This window comes from Thalassobaculum litoreum DSM 18839 (genome assembly GCF_900102465.1).
Lineage (GTDB): Bacteria > Pseudomonadota > Alphaproteobacteria > Thalassobaculales > Thalassobaculaceae > Thalassobaculum > Thalassobaculum litoreum.
Genome location: NZ_FNBW01000004.1, coordinates 1 through 20,433, shown reverse-complemented (window position 1 = coordinate 20,433; position 20,433 = coordinate 1). Strand labels below are relative to the sequence as shown.

The 20,433-nt window shown below is 63.2% G+C and carries 15 protein-coding genes and 2 pseudogenes; 12 read left to right on the top strand and 5 right to left on the bottom strand.

Going from position 1 to position 20,433, the window contains the following annotated elements; genetic code table 11:
• The first annotated feature begins 7 nt into the window (after nt 1-7).
• The 11 genes from BLS34_RS07280 to BLS34_RS07230 all read left to right on the top strand — a co-directional run bounded on the left by BLS34_RS07280 (nt 8) and on the right by BLS34_RS07230 (nt 14,606).
• Nucleotides 8-1,036 carry an ABC transporter ATP-binding protein gene (locus BLS34_RS07280; protein WP_093149280.1) on the top strand — a complete coding sequence of 343 codons (1,029 nt, stop codon included), beginning with the start codon at nt 8-10 and terminating at the stop codon, nt 1,034-1,036.
• Nucleotides 1,033-2,004, top strand: coding sequence for an ABC transporter ATP-binding protein (locus BLS34_RS07275; protein ID WP_051243924.1), 972 nt, complete (start codon nt 1,033-1,035; stop codon nt 2,002-2,004). The genes BLS34_RS07280 and BLS34_RS07275 overlap by 4 nt, the downstream gene beginning before the upstream one ends.
• A gap of 42 nt (nt 2,005-2,046) precedes the next feature.
• Complete coding sequence (locus BLS34_RS07270; protein ID WP_051243921.1) at nt 2,047-3,480, top strand: amidase; 1,434 nt, start codon at nt 2,047-2,049, stop codon at nt 3,478-3,480.
• A 112-nt stretch (nt 3,481-3,592) separates the two neighbouring features.
• A complete protein-coding gene (locus BLS34_RS07265; RefSeq protein ID WP_093149278.1) occupies nt 3,593-4,675 on the top strand; it encodes a TauD/TfdA family dioxygenase in 1,083 nt (360 codons plus the stop codon).
• A 355-nt stretch (nt 4,676-5,030) separates the two neighbouring features.
• The gene (locus tag BLS34_RS07260; RefSeq protein WP_093149276.1) at nt 5,031-6,032 is read left to right on the top strand and encodes an ABC transporter ATP-binding protein; all 1,002 of its coding nucleotides are present in this window, start codon (nt 5,031-5,033) and stop codon (nt 6,030-6,032) included.
• 69 nt (nt 6,033-6,101) lie between these two features.
• Nucleotides 6,102-7,067 (top strand): ABC transporter ATP-binding protein, encoded by a 966-nt coding sequence (locus BLS34_RS07255; protein ID WP_093149274.1) that lies wholly within the window; start codon nt 6,102-6,104, stop codon nt 7,065-7,067.
• An 82-nt stretch (nt 7,068-7,149) separates the two neighbouring features.
• Nucleotides 7,150-8,697, top strand: coding sequence for an ABC transporter substrate-binding protein (locus tag BLS34_RS07250; RefSeq protein ID WP_028793203.1), 1,548 nt, complete (start codon nt 7,150-7,152; stop codon nt 8,695-8,697).
• Nucleotides 8,698-8,773: 76 nt separating this feature from the next.
• A complete protein-coding gene (locus BLS34_RS07245; RefSeq protein WP_093149272.1) occupies nt 8,774-9,721 on the top strand; it encodes an ABC transporter permease in 948 nt (315 codons plus the stop codon).
• A 48-nt stretch (nt 9,722-9,769) separates the two neighbouring features.
• Entirely contained in the window at nt 9,770-10,684 is a 915-nt protein-coding gene (locus tag BLS34_RS07240; protein WP_084618685.1) for an ABC transporter permease, read from the top strand.
• A gap of 84 nt (nt 10,685-10,768) precedes the next feature.
• A complete protein-coding gene (locus BLS34_RS07235) occupies nt 10,769-12,967 on the top strand; it encodes a N,N-dimethylformamidase beta subunit family domain-containing protein (protein WP_093149270.1) in 2,199 nt (732 codons plus the stop codon).
• Between the two features lie 34 nt (nt 12,968-13,001).
• Nucleotides 13,002-14,606: a gamma-glutamyltransferase family protein gene (locus BLS34_RS07230; RefSeq protein ID WP_093149268.1), complete on the top strand. Its 1,605-nt coding sequence runs from the start codon at nt 13,002-13,004 to the stop codon at nt 14,604-14,606.
• 437 nt (nt 14,607-15,043) lie between these two features.
• On the opposite strand, the pseudogene BLS34_RS26425 reads toward BLS34_RS07230, so the two are convergent.
• From BLS34_RS26425 to BLS34_RS07205, 4 genes and pseudogenes are all read right to left on the bottom strand, one after another.
• Nucleotides 15,044-15,687, bottom strand: a pseudogene (locus BLS34_RS26425) (IS3 family transposase); the annotation flags it as partial.
• A complete protein-coding gene (locus BLS34_RS26640) occupies nt 15,653-15,907 on the bottom strand; it encodes a sigma 54-interacting transcriptional regulator (RefSeq protein ID WP_093149262.1) in 255 nt (84 codons plus the stop codon). The gene BLS34_RS26640 and the pseudogene BLS34_RS26425, both read right to left, overlap by 35 nt.
• A 169-nt stretch (nt 15,908-16,076) precedes the next feature.
• Complete coding sequence (locus BLS34_RS07210; protein WP_093149261.1) at nt 16,077-17,984, bottom strand: ATP-dependent helicase; 1,908 nt, start codon at nt 17,982-17,984, stop codon at nt 16,077-16,079.
• A complete protein-coding gene (locus BLS34_RS07205; RefSeq protein ID WP_093149259.1) occupies nt 17,981-19,894 on the bottom strand; it encodes an ATP-dependent nuclease in 1,914 nt (637 codons plus the stop codon). The genes BLS34_RS07210 and BLS34_RS07205 overlap by 4 nt, the downstream gene beginning before the upstream one ends.
• 41 nt (nt 19,895-19,935) lie before the next feature.
• Between BLS34_RS07205 and BLS34_RS07200 the strand changes: the two are divergent.
• Nucleotides 19,936-20,088 (top strand): annotated as a pseudogene (locus tag BLS34_RS07200) (IS256 family transposase); the annotation flags it as partial.
• Nucleotides 20,089-20,113: 25 nt separating this feature from the next.
• Here BLS34_RS07200 and BLS34_RS07195 read toward each other — a convergent pair.
• Nucleotides 20,114-20,433, bottom strand: a 320-nt coding sequence (locus tag BLS34_RS07195; RefSeq protein WP_139189144.1) for an integrase core domain-containing protein, incomplete at its 5' end; no start/stop codon positions are given.

Here is a 20,433-nt window from a genome sequence, read left to right as displayed (position 1 = left end):
ACGCACGATGACGACAACCCTCAGCGTGGAGAATCTGCGCGTCTCCATCCCGCTCTCCGCCGGCGTGCTCCACGCGGTGCGGGGCATCAGCTTCGAGGTCGCCCGCGGCGAGACCCTGTGCCTGGTCGGCGAATCCGGCTGCGGCAAGTCGCTCACCTCGCTCGCCCTGATGAACCTGCTGCCGTCCCGCGCCAAGCGCGAGGCGGACCGGATCTCGTTCGACGGCGCCGACCTGCTGAAGCTGGGCGAGCGCGGCATGGCCAAGGTGCGCGGCAACACCATGGCGATGATCTTCCAGGAGCCGATGACGTCGCTGAACCCGGCCTACACCATCGGCAACCAGCTCGAGGAAGGCATTCGCCTGCACAAGAACGTGTCGGCGAAGGAGGCCCGGGAGCGGGCGATCTACCTGCTGGAGAAGGTCGGCATCACCGCCGCGGCCAGCCGGCTCGGCCAGTATCCGCACCAGCTCTCCGGCGGCCTGCGCCAGCGCGTGATGATCGCCATGGCGCTGATGTGCGGCCCCGATCTGCTGATCTGCGACGAGCCGACCACCGCGCTCGACGTGACGATCCAGGCGCAGATCCTGCACCTGATCAAGGACCTGCAACGCGAGTTCGACATGGCGGTGATCCTGATCACCCACGACCTCGGCGTGGTCGCCCGCGTCGCCGACCGGGTGGCGGTGATGTATGCCGGCGAGATCATCGAGAGCGGGGTGGTCGGCGAGATCTTCAGCCGGCCGACCCATCCCTATACCCAGGGCCTGATGAACTGCATCCCGGTGCCGGGCAAGACCCGGCAGGGCGAGCGGCTCGGCACCATTCCGGGCATCGTGCCGTCGATGATCGGCGAGATGACCGGCTGCGCCTTCGCCAACCGCTGCGCCTATGCCCAGGACATCTGCCTGCAGCCGCTGACCACCCACGACATCGTGCCCGGCCACGCCGTGCGCTGCGCCCGCGCCGAGGAGGTTCTGGCGCTGACGGCGGGGAGTAATCAGGCGGGCACCATTCAGTCGGGGAGCCCGGCATGACCACCACACCGATCCTCGAGGCCCGCGATCTGTTCTGCACCTTCCAGGTCCGCCAGGGCATGTTCCAGCCCAAGCGGCCGCTGCACGCGGTCAACGGCGTCTCCCTCAGCATCGAGAAGGGCGGCGTGCTCGGCCTGGTCGGCGAGTCCGGCTGCGGCAAGAGCACCGTGGCCCGCATGCTGCTCGGCCTGCAGGAGCCCACATCCGGCACCCTGGCGATCGACGGCCAGCCGCTGGAGGAGATCGGCCGCAAGCAGCTCGCCAAGCGGGTCCAGCCGATCTTCCAGGACCCCTATTCGTCCCTGAACCCGCGCAAGACCATCGGCAACATCATCACCCTGCCGCTCTACATCCACAGCATCGGCGACAAGGCCGACTGGCGGCGCAAGGTCGAGGACATCATGGACCTCTGCGGCCTGCCGAAGCGGGCCTACGACATGTATCCCAGCCAGCTCTCCGGCGGCCAGCGCCAGCGCGTCGCCATCGCCCGCGCCCTGGTGATGCGCCCGGAGATCGTGATCTGCGACGAGCCGACATCGGCCCTGGACGTCTCGGTCCAGGCGCAGATCCTGAACCTGCTGCTCGACCTGCAGAAGGAACTCGGGCTGACCTACGTGCTGATCAGCCACAACCTCGCCGTGGTCGAGCTGATCGCCACCAAGGTCGCCGTCATGTATCTCGGCCGCATCGTCGAGGAGGCCGAGGGCCAGGCGTTCTTCGCCAAGCAGCGTCACCCCTATTCCGAAGCGCTGCTCGCCTCGGTGCTGACGCCGCAGGCCGGGCTCGGCGTGCCGGACGCGCAGCTCGGCACCACCTTCCCGAACCCGATCGACCCGCCGCCGGGATGTGTGTTCCACCCGCGCTGCGTCCATGCCGGCGCGGTGTGCAAGACCACCGCGCCGAAGACCATTCGGGACGGCCGGGGCCTGGTGGAGTGCCATCTCTACGACGACGCCGTAACCGTCTGACCGATCCCGACCACCCGTATATGTGCAGCAAGGAGACCGACCGTGACTGAGCCGTGTGACCTCTCGGCCGTGGAGGCGCGTCGACTGATCGGCGCCAAGCAGCTCTCGCCGGTCGACCTCCTGGCCTCCTGCCGGGCGCGGATCGAGGCGGTCAACCCGACCCTGAACGCCATTCCGACCACCTGCTGGGACCGGGCCGAGGACGAGGCGAAGGCGGCCGAGGACGCGGTGATGCGCGGCGACGACCTGCCGACCCTGCACGGCCTGCCCCTGGGCGTGAAGGAGACCATGGTCAGCGGCGGGGTGCGCACCACCTTCGGCTCGCCGATCTTCGCCGACAACGTGCCGGAGAAGGACGAACGGCTGGTCGCCGCCGCCCGCAAGGCCGGCGCCGTCGCCGTGGGCAAGACCAACGTCCCGGAATTCGGGCTGGGCGCCAACTCCAACAACCCGGTCTTCGGGCCGACCGGCAACCCGTTCGACCCGACGCGGATCTGCGGCGGCTCGTCGGGCGGCTCGGCCGTGGCGCTGGCGACCAACATGGTCCCGATGGCGCTCGGCTCCGACACCGGCGGCTCGCTGCGCACGCCGGCCGCCTATTGCGGCGTGGTCGGCTACCGGCCGACCCCCGGCCTGGTGCCCATGTCCGGCCGGGCCACCGGCTGGAGCTGCCTCTCGGTGCAGGGGCCGATGGGGCGCGACGTGGCCGACACCGCCATGCTGCTGTCGGTGCTTGCCGGCTCCGACCCGGTCGATCCCCTGGCCTACCCGGTCGATCCGGCCAGCTTCCTGGATCTGCCGAAGGTCGACCTGTCCAGCCTGCGCGTCGCGGTATCGGAGGATCTGGGCTTCGCACCGGTGGACAACGGCATCCGCGAGACCTTCCGCGCGGCGATCGGGGACATCCGGGGTGCCTTCGGCGAGGTTGTCGAGATCGACCCGCCGCTGAAGGACTCCGACGAGGTCTTCGCCATCCTGCGCTCGCTGCAGTTCATCGACCGGTTCCGGCCGCACTACGAGAACAAGCGCCACCTGCTCGGCCCGAACGCCATCGCCAATTACGAGGAGGCGCTCGGCTACACCTTCGCCGACGCCGCCTGGGCGCAGAACCAGCAGACCACGAACTACCGGAACTTCGTCGCCTTCATGGAGGATTACGACATCCTCCTGTCGCCGATGGCGGCGGTGCCGCCCTATCCGGTGGACCAGCTCTACCCGACCCATATCAACGGCGAGGAGCTGCGCAGCTACTTCCACTGGCTGGGCCTGTCCTACGGCATCACCAACACCGCTCATCCGGCGATCACCCTGCCCTGCGGGCTGGACCCGACCGGCACGCCCTTCGGCCTTCAGGTCAGCGGCAAGCGCTACGGCGACCATGCGCTGCTCGGCATCTCGGCGGCGCTGGAGGCCTATATGGCGACCATCCCGGCCCGCGCGCGGCCGCTGCCGGACATCGCGTCCCTGTCGGCCTGAGCCCCGGCGAACCGAGGCCCCGCCGGCGGCGACGCGCGCCAGTCGGCGGCTTTACCGCCCCCGGGGCCGCCGATAGCATGACCCGATAACAAGCACATCATCGGGTAGGAACATGCCGCAGGAATTCGACACGTCGGCCGCGTGGCGCGCCGAGGATCTTGACCGCGACCGCCGCTGGACCTTCCCGCTGGCCGATGCCGACCGGGCGCGGATGGCCGACGCCGTCAAGGCCGCCCATGACCCGGACCGCCCGCTCCTGGACTATCGCCGCGAGGAGTTCGATCTCGGCCCCGGGCTGGAGACGGTCAAGGCCGCCGCCCGCGAGGCCCATTTCGGCCTCGGCCTCGCCCTGGTGAAGGGCCTGCCGCGCGCCGGCATGAGCCCGGAGGAGTTCCGGCTGCTGAGCTGGGCCATCGGCCTGCATCTCGGCGTCGCCCGCCCCCAGGGAAAGGCCACCCACTACCTGTCCGAGGTCAAATCCGCCGGCATGGACTACCGTTCCGCCGGCGGACGTGGATACAATTCCAACGCCAAGCTCGACTTCCACGTCGACAGCTGCGACCTGGTCACGCTCGCCTGCTACAACAAGGCCAAGGCCGGCGGCCAGAGCATGGTCACCAGCAGCGTCTCCGCCTGGCAGACCCTGAGCGCCGAGCGCCCGGACCTGGCGGAGGTGGCGCGCCAGCCGTTCCATTTCAGCCGCAACCAGGAGGAGGCGCCGGACGAGGCGCCGTTCTACGGTCAGCCGCTGTTCGACGTCGCCGGCGGCCGGCTGTTCTGCAAATGGAACCGCAATCGGGTGCGCACCGCCCAGGAACTGGAGGGCGTACCGCCGATGAGCGCGGCCCAGCACGAGACGGCCGACTACCTGGACGCCATCCTGCGCCGCCCCGATCTGATGTTCACCATGTGGCTGGAGCCCGGCGACCTGCAGATCATGAACAACCACGTGGCCCTGCACTCGCGCACCGAGTTCGAGGATTTCGAGGCGCCGGAGGAGAAGCGGCTGCTGCACCGGCTGTGGCTCGCCCCACCGGATTCCGTGCAGCTTCCCGAGAGCTGGCGGGTCTATTTCCGCGCCGTCGAGCCCGGCACCGTGCGCGGCGGCTTCCGCGGCCACTGCTACGACGAGACCCGGCATGCCTTCGAGCAGCGCCAGGCGGCCAGCCTCGGCATGCCCACCGCGATCGCCTGACACGGCACCGCAGGGGCGCTGCCGATCGTACGCAGCGCCCCGCCCCTATTCGCCAACGCTCCGGGCGGATCCGCCACCGGCGCGGCGGGCATCACGGACCGGTTTCAGAATTGTGCACAATTACGCGCCTTATGCCTATTCGACTCGCCCATTTTGTAATCACCTCCGTCCAGCACTCACTTCGCTCGATTTCAATCGGACGATTCAATGCATTGAAAACTCGAGTATTTTTAGCGATGCTTAGTTTCGGTGCAGATTTTCGGGAAAACCGTATTGGACGTATTTACCTCCGTCGGAGCCGGCCTTAACGTTCGCTTGTGCACAATGTGCAGTCGCCGCCGGGGGATGGATACAAATGACCGGAACGCCGTCGCTGAACGTCGTTAATCTGAAGACGCATTTCTTCATCCGCGAAGGGGTCGTGCGCGCGGTCGACGGGGTCAGCTTCAGTGTCGATCAGGGCGAGGTTCTCGGAATCGTCGGGGAATCCGGCTGCGGCAAAAGCATCACCGCACGCTCGATCCTGCGCCTGGTGCCCAATCCGCCGGGCCGCACCGTGGACGGGCGGATCGAGTTCGAGGGCAAGGACCTGCTCGAGCTGTCCGAAAGCGAGATGCGCAAGGTCCGCGGCAACCGGATCTCCATGATCTTCCAGGACCCGATGACCTACCTGAACCCGACGATGAAGGTCGGCGACCAGATCACCGAGGTCCTGCGCCTGCACCTGGACATGAACGAGACCCAGGCACGCGCCCGGACCCTGGAACTGTTCCGCGACGTCAACATCCCGGAGCCGGAAGGCCGGCTCGACAACTATCCGCACGAATTCAGCGGCGGCATGCGCCAGCGGGTGATGATCGCCATGGCGCTGGCCTGCGAGCCGGGCCTGCTGATCGCCGACGAGCCGACCACCGCGCTCGACGTGACCGTGCAGGCGCAGATCCTCGACCTGCTGCGCCGCATCCGCGACGACCTGAACAGCGCCATCATCCTGATCACCCACGACCTCGGCGTGGTCGCCGAGATCTGCGACAAGGTCGTGGTCATGTATGCCGGCCAGGTGGTCGAGCAGGCGAATGTGTACGACCTGTTCGACGAGCCGAAGCATCCCTATACCCGCGGGCTGCTCGACTCCCTGCCCACACCCGAGCACCGGGTCGATCAGCTCAAGCCGATCCCCGGTCAGCCGCCGGATCTTCTGCGCATCCCGAAAGGCTGCAACTTCGCGCCGCGCTGCGCCTACTGCATGCAGAAATGCATCGACGAGGAGCCCCCGTTCCGGGAGGTGGCGCCCGGCCACATGAGCCGGTGCTGGCTCGACAGTGTCACCCAGACGGCGGTCGCCGCCGCCGAGTGACCGACAGGGGATGGGTCGGCGCCGCGTGCCGGGGCCGGCGGACTGACCGCATAACGAAGGGGACCATTCTTGGAGAAGTTGCTGGAAGTCGCGGGGCTCAAGAAATACTTCCCCATCCGCAAGGGGTCCCTGTTCTCCCGCGAGACCAAGTATGTCCGCGCCGTCGACGACGTGAGCTTCGACATCCACAAGGGCGAGGTCCTCGGGCTTGTCGGAGAGAGCGGCTCCGGCAAGACCACCACCGGCCGTCTGCTGGTCCGGCTGCTCAAGGCCACCGAAGGCGACATCGTCTTCGAGGGCAAGGACACCCAGGCGATGACCGACGCGCAGTTCCGGCCGCTGCGCCGCGACATGCAGTTCATCTTCCAGGATCCGTATTCGTCCCTGAACCCCCGCCTGACCGTGGCCCACGCCATCGCCGAGCCGATCCGGCTGCACGGGGTGGCGACCGGCAAGGAGGTCGAGGAGCGGGTCGGCGACCTGATGAACACCGTGGGCCTGAACCCGCGCATGGCCAGCCGCTACCCGCACGAATTCTCCGGCGGCCAGCGCCAGCGCATCGGCATCGCCCGCGCGCTCGCCCTGAACCCCAAGCTGATCATCGCCGACGAGCCGGTCTCCGCCCTGGACGTGTCGATCCAGGCCCAGGTGCTGAACCTGCTGCACAGGCTGCGCGACGAGTTCGGCCTGTCCTACCTGTTCATCGCCCACGACCTGAACGTGGTGCAGCACCTGTGCGAGCGCATCGCGGTCATGTATCTCGGCAAGCTGGTCGAGGTCGCCGACCGAGAGAGCCTCTACGCCGAGCCGCTGCACCCCTACACCCAGGCGCTGACCTCCGCGATTCCGGTCCCGAACCCGCGCGCCAAGCGCGACCGGGTGCTGCTGAAGGGCGAGATCCCGAGTCCGGTCAACCCGCCCTCGGGCTGCCATTTCCATCCCCGCTGCCAGTTCGCGACGGAACAGTGTCGCCAGGTGGTGCCCACGCTGAAGAAGGTGAACGCGACCCGCTCGGTCGCGTGCCACCTGTACTGAGAACTCGCGCACAACAGAAGACGCGGGAAATACCGGAGGTAACCAGGGTCAGATTCACAGGAAAAGAACGGGAGACTTCACCATGAAGCGTAGGGACTTTCTGAAGATTGCCGGCGCGGGCGCCGGTGCCTTCATCGCGAGCGATCTGCTCACGTCCAAGATTGCCCATGCGGCCGGCGGTCGGCTGACGGTCGCCATCAGCTCCGACGCCTGGAGCCTGGACGTACGGACGTCGAGCGACGTGACCAGCCTCAACGTCGACAAGCAGATCTACAACGGCCTCATGAACTATGACGCCGACTCGAACATGTTCCCCGATCTGGCCGTCGCCGCGCCGGAGCAGCCGGACGACCTGACCTACGTCTTCAAGCTCAAGGAAGGCGTGCAGTTCCACAAGGGCTACGGCGAGATGACCGCCGAGGACGTGGTCTACACCTACGACACCATCCGCGGCGCGATCGAGACCGGCCAGAACTTCTTCCTGTCGCTCTGGCTGAAGCCGCTGGCGAAGGTCGAGGCAGTCGACAAGTACACCGTCAAGTTCACCATGGCCGAGCCGTACCCGGACTTCCTCGACACATCCACCATGTGCAAGATCGTCAGCAAGAAGGCGGCCGAGGAGTTCGGCAAGGACTTCGCCCGCAACCCGATCGGCACCGGCCCGTTCGAGTTCGTCGAGTGGGTCAAGGACGACCACATCCTGCTGAAGAAGAACGAGGCCTACTTCACCGCCGGCGTGCCGAAGCTGGACGAGGTCTACTTCCAGATCATCCCCGACGACACGGTGAAGGTGACGAACCTGATCACCGGCCAGGTTGACATGATGAAGGAGATCCCGCCGCGCAACCTGGAACAGCTGAAGAGCGCGCCGGGCGTGGTGGTCGGCCAGGTGCCGGGCACCCAGACCGAGCAGCTGTATTTCAACACCAAGGCCGGACCGTTCCAGGACGTGAACCTGCGCCGGGCCGTGGCCTTCGGTATTAACCGCAAGGCGATCGCCGACAAGGTGTTCTACGGCATGGCCAAGATCGCCTACGCGCCGACGCCGGGCTGGCAGCTTCCGGCCGGCGACTATCCGGCCGACATGACGAAGATCGACTACGATCCGGACATGGCCAAGAAGTTCCTCAAGGAGAGCTCGAAGCCGGACAATTTCGAGTTCACCTGCATGACCACCGCCCAGGGCTGGTTCGTCGAGCAGCTCACGGTGATCCAGGCCAACCTCGCCGATATCGGCATCAAGATGAACATCGAACCGCTCGAGAAGAGCGTCATGTTCGGCAAGATGCGGGTCTGGGACTACGAGGCGTCCTACGAGGATCTGAACGCCGGATATTTCGGCTACAGCCCCGCCACCGCGCCGCTGTTCTATACCCCGCCGTCGCGCCAACTCGGCTGGGAGGACGAACACGGCCTGAAGGCGTACGACCTGCTGAACAAGTTCCTGGTCACGGTGAACAAGGAAGAGCGCCAGCTCGTGTACGGCGACTTCCTCAAGATCCTGCACGACCAGGTGCCTTACACCCAGGTGGTCTATGTCGACAGCACCGACGCCTGGTCGGAGAGCGTCGCCAACTACAAGGTCGGCACGCCGAACGACAGCATGTTCTGGGAAACCGACCTCTCCTGAGCGGTCGCCAATCGGATATCCGGACGGGCACCGGCCGCGACGCCGGTGCCCGTCTCCCCCGCGCGGAGCACGGTAGATGAACTTCTGGGCCTATCTCGCGAAACGGTTTCTGCACGCCATCCCGGTCTATATCGGGATTTCCATCGTCATCTTCTCCCTGATCCACCTGATCCCGGGCGACCCGGCCCAGGCGGTGCTGGGAGACGCGGCGACCCCGGAGGCGATCCAGGCGCTGCGCGAACAGTGGAACCTGAACGAACCCCTGTGGGAGCAGTTCCTGATCTGGTTCTTCAACGTGCTGCAGGGCGATTTCGGCCGCTCGCTGCACACCAACCAGCCGGTCTCCGAGATCATCGCCTCGCGGCTGCCGGTGACCCTCACCCTGACGGTTTCCGCCCTGGTCTTCTCCCTGCTCATCGCCCTGCCGGTCGGCATCATCTCGGCGATCAAGCGCAACACCCTCACCGATCACGTCTCGCGGGTGATCGCGCTGCTGGGCATCAGCATCCCGAACTTCTGGCTCGGCCTGGTCTTCATCATCGTCTTCGGCGTCTATCTGCGCTGGCTGCCGCCGGGCGGGTTCCACTTCAACAAGGGCTTCGTGCCCGGGGTGATGAGCCTGATCCTGCCGGCGGTGTCGCTCGGCGCATTCTTCGCGGCGATCTCCATGCGCATGGTGCGCTCCTCCATGCTGGAGGTGATGCGCAAGGAATACATCGAGACCGCCCGCGCCAAGGGCCTGGCGGAGCGGTGGGTGATCCGGAGCCACGCGATCAAGAACGCCTTCATCCCGGTGATCACGGTGATCGGGCTGCAGACCGGCACCCTCCTGGCCGGCGCGGTCCTGACCGAGACGATCTTCTTCATGCCGGGCATCGGGCGCGAGCTGATCACCGCCATGGCCAAGCGCGACTTCCCGATCATCCAGGGACTGATCCTGTTCTTCGCCACGGTTTATGTCGGGATCAACATCCTGGTCGACCTGAGCTACGCCTTCCTCAATCCCAAGATCGAATACAGCTGAGCCGCACGCAGGCACTGACCGCGTGACCGGAATGGCGGGAGGACATTGATGACTACCCAGGACCACGCAATCGCGGTCGTCGCGGCCGACACCCAGGAGCCGCCCCCGCCACGCGGCCAGCTCCGGCTGTTCGTCGACGCCTTCGCGTCCAACAAGCTGGCGGTGGCGGGCCTGGTGGTCTTCGTGCTGGCGATCCTGGTGGCGCTGACCGCCGATGTGATCTCGCCCTACGATCCCAACGCCCAGGATCTGGCCGTGCGCCTGATGGGACCGTCCGCCGAACATTGGCTGGGCACCGATCAGTACGGCCGCGATCTGCTGAGCCGGGTGATCCACGGCACACAGATCTCCCTTATGGTCGGCATCGTCTCCATCACCATCGCCACCCTGTGCGGCGTGACGGCCGGCGCGCTGTCGGGCTATCTCGGCGGCTTCGTCGACGACATCATCATGCGTTGCATGGACGTCCTGCTGGCCTTCCCGGCCCTGATCCTGGCCATCGGCATCCTGGCGGTGCTCGGCCCGAGCATCCTCAACGTCGTGATCGTCATCGCCGTGGTCTCCACCCCGCAGATCGCCCGCATCACCCGCAGCGCGGTGCTGACCCAGAAGGAGGAGGAATATGTCCAGGCGGCGATCGTCATCGGCCTGCCGATGCATGTCCGCCTGTTCAAGCACGTGCTGCTGAACTGCCTGGCGCCGATCACCGTCCAGGCCACCCTGCTGGTCGCCAACGCGATCATCGTGGAGACCTCCCTCAGCTTCCTCGGCCTGGGTGTGCGACCGCCGACCCCGACCTGGGGTACCATCCTGTTCGAGGGCAAGGATTACATCCTGCTCGGCATGTGGTGGATGAGTGTGTTCCCCGGAATCGCTATCATCCTCGCGATGCTCGGCCTGAACCTTCTGGGCGACGGCCTGCGCGATGCACTCGACCCGAGGATCCGCGGCGCCGACGCCTGATCGGCCCGCGCCTCACCGCCTGACCGCCCCGGTGCGCCCGCGCCGGGGAGCCCGCCGACCGACCAAGCTTGCAGAGGGACCGCCATGCTTCCGATCACCGGCTATCCGGACCGCATGTCCGCCACCCCCGGGGGCCGTATCGCGTTCAAGGTGTCGTCCACCTTCGAGGACGACTACACGATGGACGTGGTCCGCATCCGCCACGGCGATCCCAACCCGGCCGGTCCCGGCATCAAGCTGATCGACGTCCCGATGGCATCGGGCACCTATCCGTCGCGCCTGCAGCCGGTGCATCTCGGCTCGTACGTCAGGATCGACAGCCACCCGCCGGCCGGCGCCATCGCCGGCTCCGTCACGATCGGCGCCACGGTCTGGCCGACCCTGCCGGCCAAGGGGGGTGTGCAGACCGTCATCTCGACCCTGGACGCGGTGGCGGGCGAAGGCTTCGCCCTCGACATGACCCCTGACGGCGCCACCCTGCGCATCGGCACCGGCAGCGGCACGGTGGAGACCCTGGCGCTCGGCAAGCGGCCGCGCGCCCGCTGCTGGTACCGGGTCTTCGCCAGTTTCGACGGCACCACCGGCGTCCTGTCGGTCACCCAGACCCCGATGACCCCGCAGGTGATGTCCGACGATAGCGGCACCGCCACCCTGCAGGTCTCGGGCACGCCGGTCCTGTCCAGCAGGAAACCATTGCTGATCGCCGCCGAACCGGGCCGCGTCGTCTGCAACCATTTCAACGGCAAGATCGAGGCTCCCTTCGTCGCCGCCCGGGTGCTGAGCGCCGAGGAGGTGACATCCGCCCTCGCCGGCACCGACGTCGCCGGACTGGTCGCCGCCTGGGATTTCGGCCAGGAGATCTCCGGCCAGAGCATCCGCGACACCGGCCCGCACGGGCTGCACGGCGCGACCGTCAACATGCCGACCCGGGCCATGAAGGGCTCCACCTGGAGCGGCGAGGAGATGTCCTGGCGCCATGCGCCGGACCAGTACGCCGCCATCCATTTCCACGAGGACGACCTCTACGACTGCGGCTGGGAGACCGATTTCGTCATCGACATCCCGGCCGACGCCAAGAGCGGCCTGTACGGCGCGCGCCTGCGCTGCGGCGAGGCCGAAGACATCATCCCGTTCTACGTCCGCCCGAAGACCGGTACCAGGCAGGCCGATATCTGCTTCCTGGCCTCGACCTTCACCTATCAGGTCTACGGCAACCACGCGCGCGGCAACCTGGACCACGCGTTCCGCACCCGGATGCAGAACTGGGGTGCGTATCCCCATAACGCCGACGACGTGCCGGACTACGCCCATTCGACCTACAACTACCACCCGGACAGCAGCGGGGTGTGCTTCTCCTCCCGCCTGCGGCCGCTGGTGACGATGCGGCCGGGCTACCTGACCTTCAACGACGCCCGCGGCTCCGGCCTGCGCCACTTCCCGGCCGACACCCATCTGATCGACTGGCTGGAGGAGATGGGCCACGACTTCGACATCGTCACCGACGAGGACCTGGACGACGAGGGCGTGGACATCCTGAAGCCCTACAAGCTGGTGATCACCGGCTCGCACCCGGAATACCACACGCCGGGCACCCTGGACGGGCTGCAGGCCTTCGTCGATGGCGGCGGGCGGTTCATGTACATGGGCGGCAACGGCTTCTACTGGCGGGTCGCCCGCCACCCGGACATTCCGGGCATGATCGAGATCCGCCGGGCCGAGGGCGGCATCCGCGCCTGGGCGGCCGAGCCGGGCGAATACTTCAACCAGCTCGACGGCGGATATGGCGGGCTGTGGCGGCGCAACGACCGGCCGCCGCAAAAGCTGGCCGGCGTCGGCTTCTCCAGCCAGGGCGCCTTCGAGAGCTCCTACTTCAAACGCAAGCCCGGCAGCGACAATCCCCGGGCCGCCTGGATCTTCGAAGGCGTGGACGACGCGGTGCTGGGGAACTTCGGGCTGTCCGGCGGCGGGGCGGCCGGGTTCGAGCTGGACCGCGCCGATATCCGCCTCGGCACCCCGGAGCACGCCATCGTGGTCGCGTCCTCGGAGAACCACCAGGAGAGCTTCATTCCGGTGCTGGAGGACCAGCTCTCCCAGCGGAACACGGCGACCGGCGTGACCCATGCCTCGCTGATCCGCGCCGACATGACCTATTTCGAGGCGCCGAACGGTGGGGCAGTCTTCTCGACCGGCTCCATCACCTTCTGCGGCAGCCTGTCCCACAACGGCTACCGCAACAACATCTCCAAGATCATCGACAACGTGGTGAAGCGCTTCACGGCGTAACCCTCCCGGCACAGAAAAAGACGGAAAAACCGACATGGCAGACGTGACCTATATCGCGGGGCGCTCCCCGGTTCGCGGGGTAAGCGGCATGGTGGCCGCGGCCCACCCCTCGGCGGCGGCGGCCGGCGCCCAGGTGCTGCGCGAGGGCGGCAACGCGTTCGATGCCATCGTCGCCACCGCGGCGGCACTGAACGTCTGCGAGCCCTTCATGTCGGGCCTCGCCGGCAACGGACTCGCCACCATGTACATCGCCAAGGAGAAGCGGGTCCGCTCGCTCGACTTCACGCCGCCGGTGCCGCTCAAGTTCGACCCGAGTTCCACGACCAAGGACGAGATCGCCGCCGGGCCGAAGGCCCCGGGCGTGCCGGGCAACCTCGCCGGCTGGAACACGATCAACAAGACCTACGGCACCCGGCCGCTGGGCGAGCTGTTCAAGGAGGCCGTCCGCCTCGCCCGGGTCGGCGTGCCGGCCTCCGCCTTCTATGCCCGGCTGATGGATTTCTGCCTAGACCGCAACTACCCGGACCTCTGGCGCGAGACCTATCTCGATCCGCTCGGCAAGAAGGCCGCCGGGCAGGTGCTGCGCCAGCCGCTGCTGGCCGACACCCTGGAGGCGATCGGGTCGGAGGGGGCCGGCTATCTTTATGGCGGGCCGCTCGGCAGGACGATGACCGAGCACCTGCAGTCCATCGGCGGCGTGATCTCCCTGGAGGATCTGGAGCGGGTCGTTCCGCAGTTCATGGAGCCGATGCAGGTCGATTATCGCGGCATGACGATCCACACCGTGCCGCCGCCTGCTGAATCCTTCCAGATGCTGCTGTCTCTGGCGATGCTGTCGGAGACCGATATCGGCGCGATGGACCATCTGGGCCCGGACCATCTGGACACCGTGTTCCGCTCGATCCGCATCGCCTCGGAGATGCGCCTGACCTACAACAAGCGGCCGCGCGCCGAGGTCGAGGCCCTGTTCGAGCCGGCCGTCATGGACCGGCTGCGCACCCGTCTGACCGACGGCAAGCCGGTGATCGGCCGCACCGAGCAGTGGGGTGCGGGCCCGATGAGCGAGACCGACTGGACCAGGCAGCACACCACCTCGTTCTCCGCCGCCGATGCCGAGGGCAACCTGATCTGCATCACCCAGACCCTGGGCGGCATCTTCGGCTCCGGCGTGGTGATCCCGGGCACCGGCGTGTGCATGTCCAACTACCTGAACTGGGGCGACCTGGAGCCGGACTCGCCGAACTACCTGGCGCCGGGCAAGGCCTGGGCCTCGGTGGTGGCGCCTAGCATCGGCACGGTCGACGGCACCGGCGTGCTGGCGCTCGGCACCCCGGGCAGCTACGGCATCATGCAGACCCAGACCCAGGCCTATGTGCATTACCTCGACTACGGCCTCGACCTGCAGGCGGCCATCGAGGCGCCGCGGGCGCGGCTGTGGGACGGTGCCCGGGTCGAGCTGGAGAGCCGGGTGCCGGAAGCGACGGTGGCGGAACTGAAGAAGCGCGGCCATGCGGTCGAGATGGCGGCCCCGCTGACCATGAACTGCGGCGGCATGCAGGCGGTGTCCTTCACGCCGGAGACCGGTGCGATGGTCGGCGCGGCGGATCCGAGACGAGACGGGTCCGCAGTGCCGGCATAGGGGGGCGCCACCGGGAGGACCGCACCTGCCGGAAACCGCAAAGACAGTGACCAGCGGCTTTCTGAACAGCGACAGGTTTGTGTGGGCTGGCGTCAGGACAACAAAAAGCCCGCTATCCGGTTGGACTAGCGGGCATTTCTTGGTTGCGGGGGCTCGATACCACCTTTACCGAACTCATTTCAAAACCAATTCACCCGCCTGCCCTGCCACCTTTTAGTCAGCCTCGAATTTAGGCCAAAACTAATCCAATGGGTGGGCCACTTCGCAGGGAGCACTCCATTGAACGAACGCTTTGCCGCACAAGGTCCGAAGGGTGCTGCGAGAGCACTGTCACATCAACGGAAATGCGGATCACCTTTGCGAAATTAAGTAACGATAAATCATTGAAATTTCGCAAAGGACGTTTTCTGTGAGACTGAGTTTTACCCGGATATCTCGTTGATATGACAGTGCTGGAGCAGGTACTTGTAGGTTCGATGCGCCGGCTCCGCCTCGCTCGTCCTCGGCTTCTGGTAGATTGCCGTCAGGCACATCTTCGCCATCAGGCGCCGAACGCGCTTGCGGCCGACGACATAGCCACGGCGACACAAGTGCCGCGCCATCTGGCGGGCACCATAGAAGGCCGCCTCCAGGAGCTGCTCGTCGATCAGTCGCATCAGCGCCAGTTTCAGTGGCGTCTCGCCGGTCGGCTCGTAGTAGAACTCCGATCGGCTGATCGAGACCAACCCGCATTGTCGTACGATCGACAAATGCGGATGCGCCGGGTAGATCATCAGGCGCCTCCGGTCGACGCTCATCGACCGAAGGCCTTCGATAAAAAATCCTTCTCGATCACCAGTTGGCCGATCTTGGCGTGCAGCTTCGTCGGCTCCGCCTCTCTCGTTGCCTGCGCAGCCTCGGCCTTGCTCGAGAACGTCCCAGCCATGCCCTCGATCGCCTGCTTCTTCCAGGCCGCGATCATCGTCTGGTGGATGCCGTGCTTCGCCGACAACTCAGCCACCGTCAACTCGCCCCGGATCGCATCCAGGGCCACCTTCGCCTTGAACTCAGCCGCGTAGCGCCTGCGTGTGATCTTGCTCATCGAATCCCGTCCTTATCATCGACGGGAACAGCTTAACCACCTGTCCGGATTTCAGGGACCACCTCTCTTTCCTGTGACCAAAAAACTCGGACTCAATCAGTTCTGAAGGGATCGCACCGCAATTGACGACCTGAAAAGGCCCACCGTGTAGCGAGCATTGGATCGCAATTAACCGCCAAAACCGACAAAGCGCGGGATCGATCGGAGATGCTCCTGCCAATTAGACGAGCGGTGGCTCAACAGAATTGACTATCCTTGGGTGACAAAAGGCACGCAACCCAGACGAATTTTCAGTTTTTAGAGGGAAAGAGCAAGCGCTGGATTGGGCGTCAAACCAACATGGCGCTGTTGCATGGATCGTCGATTTTCCAATGATTGGCGGTCGCCACTTAGGACACTGGCGTATGCGGCAGATCCAGACCCATTTCTTGTAAGAAACGTGAAGGCTTTTTCGCCCACCCGCGATATCGATCAGCATATGAGAGGCAGAGCCTTTCTCGCGCTCTTGTAATGGCAACGAAGCAGTTTCGGCGTTCTTCCTCCATTTCCGGACTTTGCTCTCCGGCTTTAACGCTTTGAAAACTGGGCAGAACGTCTTCAGCAAGCCCTATTACATAGACGTGATCGAACTCTTTACCTTTTGCGGAGTGGATGGTCATCAAAGTAACCGTATTCGGGACCACGGGCGGCTCCTTCGATCGCAGCGCCAACTCTTGAAGGAATTGCTCAAGTTGAGCATCACGACCAATTGATTGCCCGATACTGCGTACCAAAGCGGTCCAGGCCGCTCGGTCTTCTTCAAGATCCGAAGAGTCTTCGGCACTTTCCTGCAAAAACTGCTCTAGAGAATTGGTGATTGCGTCGCGAAACGTGGACGGATGACTGCTCAATCTCATAGCGATGGATGCCAGAGCTTCGACACGCTCTCCACCGACCGAGGAAACGGATGCCGCCCATTCACTGAGAAGCGACCGGGAACTAATTTCGGCGGCAGAGGCTACATCATCAGACAAAATTGCAGTATCAAACCAACGGTTAAACGCCCCCGTCAACGCATCCAGCGCTCTTCGGTCAAGAGGTCGCGCGGCCAAGCGAAGAGCAGAAGACAACCATAAGAACTGCGGCGAACGAAAATTATCGCGACGCTGTGCGATCGCAGCTGGAACATCTGCGTCGGCTAAGCCTTTCAACATCCGTTCAAGCAGTGCACGCGTTCGTGCTAGGACAGAAACCTCGCCTAGCTGACTCGTTTCAATTTTCGAAATTTCGGTTGCAACACCGATTGTCTCCTCTTCCTCAGAAGAATAGCGCGTCAAGCGTATATGCTGTCCATCCGGATATAACAGTGTGGTCTTGCCAGCCTCGAGCGGCTTCTTCGACATCGTACGTTGCGTATTGTTAACCACCAACTGATTGGCCGCCGCGACGATGCTGGGCGGGCAACGATAGTTGGTGGGGAGTTGAATTTCGGTTGGCTGAAAGTCGGCTCGAAACCGTTGAATTTGCTGAAAACTAGCGCCGTTCCATTGGTATATGATCTGGTCGTCATCAGCGACGGCGACGATATTGCGAAAGCTGTCTCCAGCTAACGCCTTAATCAGGCGATATTGGCCGTCGGTCGTGTCCTGAAACTCGTCAAACATCCAATAGGCATAGGTACGTCGATAGTGAACCGCAACGCCGGGATATGTTGAAATAAGCCTATATGCCTGGGCGATTAGCGATCCGAAATCGAGCGCGTTAGCACGGCTAAGAGCCGCCTCATATGCGCGGAATACCTGCTCAATACGCTCGCCCGAGGCACTGTCTCGAAAACGCTTCGCAGAACCTTCAGGCTGAATTAATCGCGCCTTAAGCTTGTCAATCGCACTAAGGAAACGGTCGTCATCGCTATTGAGACCACTTTCGCGGATCGCATCACGAAGGAGATCAACGCGATCAGATTGAAGTGAATAAATCGCGAAATCTGGATTGATGCCAATGTGCGAACCATGCTGCTGCAGCATCTGCATGCAAAAAGAATGAAAAGTCCCAACTTTGGCACGATGTTGCTGCTCGGGAACGAACGCTTCGATTCTGGTGGCCATTTCGTCGGCCGCCTTGTTTGTGAACGTCAACGCCATGACGCGAAAAGACTTCTCTGGCGATTTAGCGAGTAATTTTGCAACACGTGTAGTGAGAACGCGAGTTTTTCCAGAGCCAGGCCCTGCAAGGACAAACAGCGGTCCATCGACCCAATTCACCGCAGCAGTTTGTGCCTCGGTGAGTTCAGAAATTGCACTCGAAAGCTCGCTCATGGTAGGGCCTTCAAAACGGTTATTACATCACGAAGCTGGCTCGGCATACGTTTAGTGAGCGCATTGTCTGCAGCGCATTGCGCGCCAAGCTCAGCAGCATAGCTACACTTGTCATCCTTCAATGCGGCAATGAGGTCCGTATCGTTCATGGTGCCAGCACCAGAAACACTTTGGCCGACAAGGATGGCCTTTAACTCAGGCTGAAGCCCATCTGCCACTAATTGGTTCTCCAACGCTCCAGCTGAAAGCTGTCTAGTTCTCTCTGCCATGCAAGTGCTATCAAAATTTCGGCTAGCGACAGAACTGAGAAATTTTGTCCCCTGCGGATCACCATCAACCAACATCGTCCAAGAATAACCAAGCGCTCTTCCTAGAGCTGCAAAGCATTCTGGGTTTCCATTATTTTGAAAATCAATCACAGCAATACCATTTTCATCCAGATCATATCCAATAGACTTCGCCATTCCGTGAAGAATATGGTATTCTGATTGCCCTTCGACCAATATCCATTTATTGGCAAAAAAAATCTCGCCGCGTATACGCCGTGCGAAAGTTTCAAGCTTGGCTAATTCTGTGTCCGGAATAAATTCAAGCGACGCGTTTTTCGACGCGCGAAGTCTAGCATGAAAATCATCTGTCTCAGGTTGACCATGGTAAGCTAGCAATAAATCCCTAAAACATGGATCCGGCATTTCGCCCTTTATCACGAGCTCGGAGGAACCTCTATCATACTCTAGCAAGCGAGGAGCTTTGGCGATTATGGGGTCAATGCTGGGAAGATGCGGCACTCTACATCGGTACTCGCGTGGCAGCGATCTAATTTCCGTACCGTCCGCGCTAGCGCGCACCACACGCAAGTCGCGGAATGGAATGTGTTGGAGAAAATAGGGCGAATGCGTCGAGACAATCTTCTGCCCCTCTAGCTCCTGGACATGCCGAAACAGACTGCGAGCTGCCTGGGGGTGAAGGTGGGTTTCAGGCTCTTCAAGAGCGAGAACAGCAGTGCTATCCGGGCGGTACAATTCTCCTAACAATAAATCGACGAACGATCGGAACAGGAACATCACAGACAGGCTCTGCACCCCCTGTCCATGACGCACAAGTGGGAGCCACGGCTTAGCGCCATCTGTCTGATAGATGACCTCAGCCTTGGACAGCAGGTCCCAAGTGTTGAGAGGAAGTACGCGCAAATTCGCCTGCCCTGGAGACCCAGTAGTCGCGACCTGACTGATGTCGGACAAAGAGGTGGCCAAATTTCCGAGAAGTGGATCTGCCGCCAGCAACTTCGCATTCAACAAGTTGAAAATCCGAACCGATTTCTGCTCCAGAGCATCTGGGATCTGAACCGTCCGAAGCAACCGGCCCCAAAACTGGCTCCGAGCAGAAAACTCATCTCCAGCATCGCGGATTGCATCTAAATAAAAAACAGGAAGGAACGAGAAGAATTCTTGAAAATTAGTAGATCTTGCTCCGCTTCCAGTGAGTGGATTTCGGTCTAGATTGAGGAACTCCCATTTGGGAACATAGCTTTCTTCGCCTTCATCCCATGCACAACTAACGCGCATGATTATCGAAGACTGCCCAGACATTGGGTCGAGCTGAATGATATCGGCAAGAGTCTCGGTAACTTCTTCCGGCCATTCAGCAGCGGCCCCTTCATGCATCTCGATCTCGATGACCACTGGGTCGCCAACCCTTGGGTCAGTTCGCGTCCCGGAGAGATGTACGTCATATTCTGTAAACCCCGTTCCACGCTGCCCCCAACGTCGTGTAAGGGCAATCCTTATCGCCTCCAATATTGCAGTCTTTCCTGCATTGTTGGGGCCAATTAGAACAGTTGTCTTATTGAGTTCGATCTCCGCATGACGGATCGAGCGAAAATTTGAAATTTTAACTCGTTTGATTTGCATAAAACAGTCCGCCTGATATCTAAATGATGAAATACAGTAACATTTCCCGACGCAAAAAGCCTGTAATCCCGAATGATCTTCTCGACCAGCTTTTGGCTGGCGGTGCAGCGAGCGCCGCGTTTGAACCCGGAGGCTTGCTTGAGTCCCTGAAGAAGGCGCTGACCGAACGGGCGCTGAACGCGGAGATGGATCATGACGTGCTCCCCGTGATGTCCGCGTTCAGAAGTTAGTTCTGTTCCGGTTCTGGTCCTGTGTTGACCGGTTGCGGTATTCCCACGGTGTGAGCCCACCGAGGCTCGTGTGGGGGCGGTGGTGGTTGTAGTCGTCACGCCAAGCACCGATCAACTGGCGGGCATGGCGCAGGCTGGTGAACAGGTGCTCGTTCAGGCACTCGTCGCGGAGCCGTCCGTTGAAGCTCTCGACCAGGCCGTTCTGCATCGGCTTGCCGGGCGCGATGTAATGCCACTCGACGCCCCGCTCCTCCTGCCAAGCCAGAATGGCGTTCGAGGTGAGCTCCGTTCCGTTGTCGCTGACCACCA

What these genes read in the sequence shown, in the direction of transcription:
- BLS34_RS07280 (WP_093149280.1), top strand. Translation starts at nt 8, where the DNA reads ATGACGACAACCCTCAGCGTGGAGAATCTGCGCGTCTCCATCCCGCTC.
- BLS34_RS07275 (WP_051243924.1), top strand. Translation starts at nt 1,033, where the DNA reads ATGACCACCACACCGATCCTCGAGGCCCGCGATCTGTTCTGCACCTTC.
- BLS34_RS07265 (WP_093149278.1), top strand. Translation starts at nt 3,593, where the DNA reads ATGCCGCAGGAATTCGACACGTCGGCCGCGTGGCGCGCCGAGGATCTT.
- BLS34_RS07260 (WP_093149276.1), top strand. Translation starts at nt 5,031, where the DNA reads ATGACCGGAACGCCGTCGCTGAACGTCGTTAATCTGAAGACGCATTTC.
- BLS34_RS07250 (WP_028793203.1), top strand. Translation starts at nt 7,150, where the DNA reads ATGAAGCGTAGGGACTTTCTGAAGATTGCCGGCGCGGGCGCCGGTGCC.
- BLS34_RS07245 (WP_093149272.1), top strand. Translation starts at nt 8,774, where the DNA reads ATGAACTTCTGGGCCTATCTCGCGAAACGGTTTCTGCACGCCATCCCG.
- BLS34_RS07240 (WP_084618685.1), top strand. Translation starts at nt 9,770, where the DNA reads ATGACTACCCAGGACCACGCAATCGCGGTCGTCGCGGCCGACACCCAG.
- BLS34_RS07235 (WP_093149270.1), top strand. Translation starts at nt 10,769, where the DNA reads ATGCTTCCGATCACCGGCTATCCGGACCGCATGTCCGCCACCCCCGGG.
- BLS34_RS07230 (WP_093149268.1), top strand. Translation starts at nt 13,002, where the DNA reads ATGGCAGACGTGACCTATATCGCGGGGCGCTCCCCGGTTCGCGGGGTA.
- BLS34_RS07210 (WP_093149261.1), bottom strand. Translation starts at nt 17,984, where the DNA reads ATGAGCGAGCTTTCGAGTGCAATTTCTGAACTCACCGAGGCACAAACT.
- BLS34_RS07205 (WP_093149259.1), bottom strand. Translation starts at nt 19,894, where the DNA reads ATGCAAATCAAACGAGTTAAAATTTCAAATTTTCGCTCGATCCGTCAT.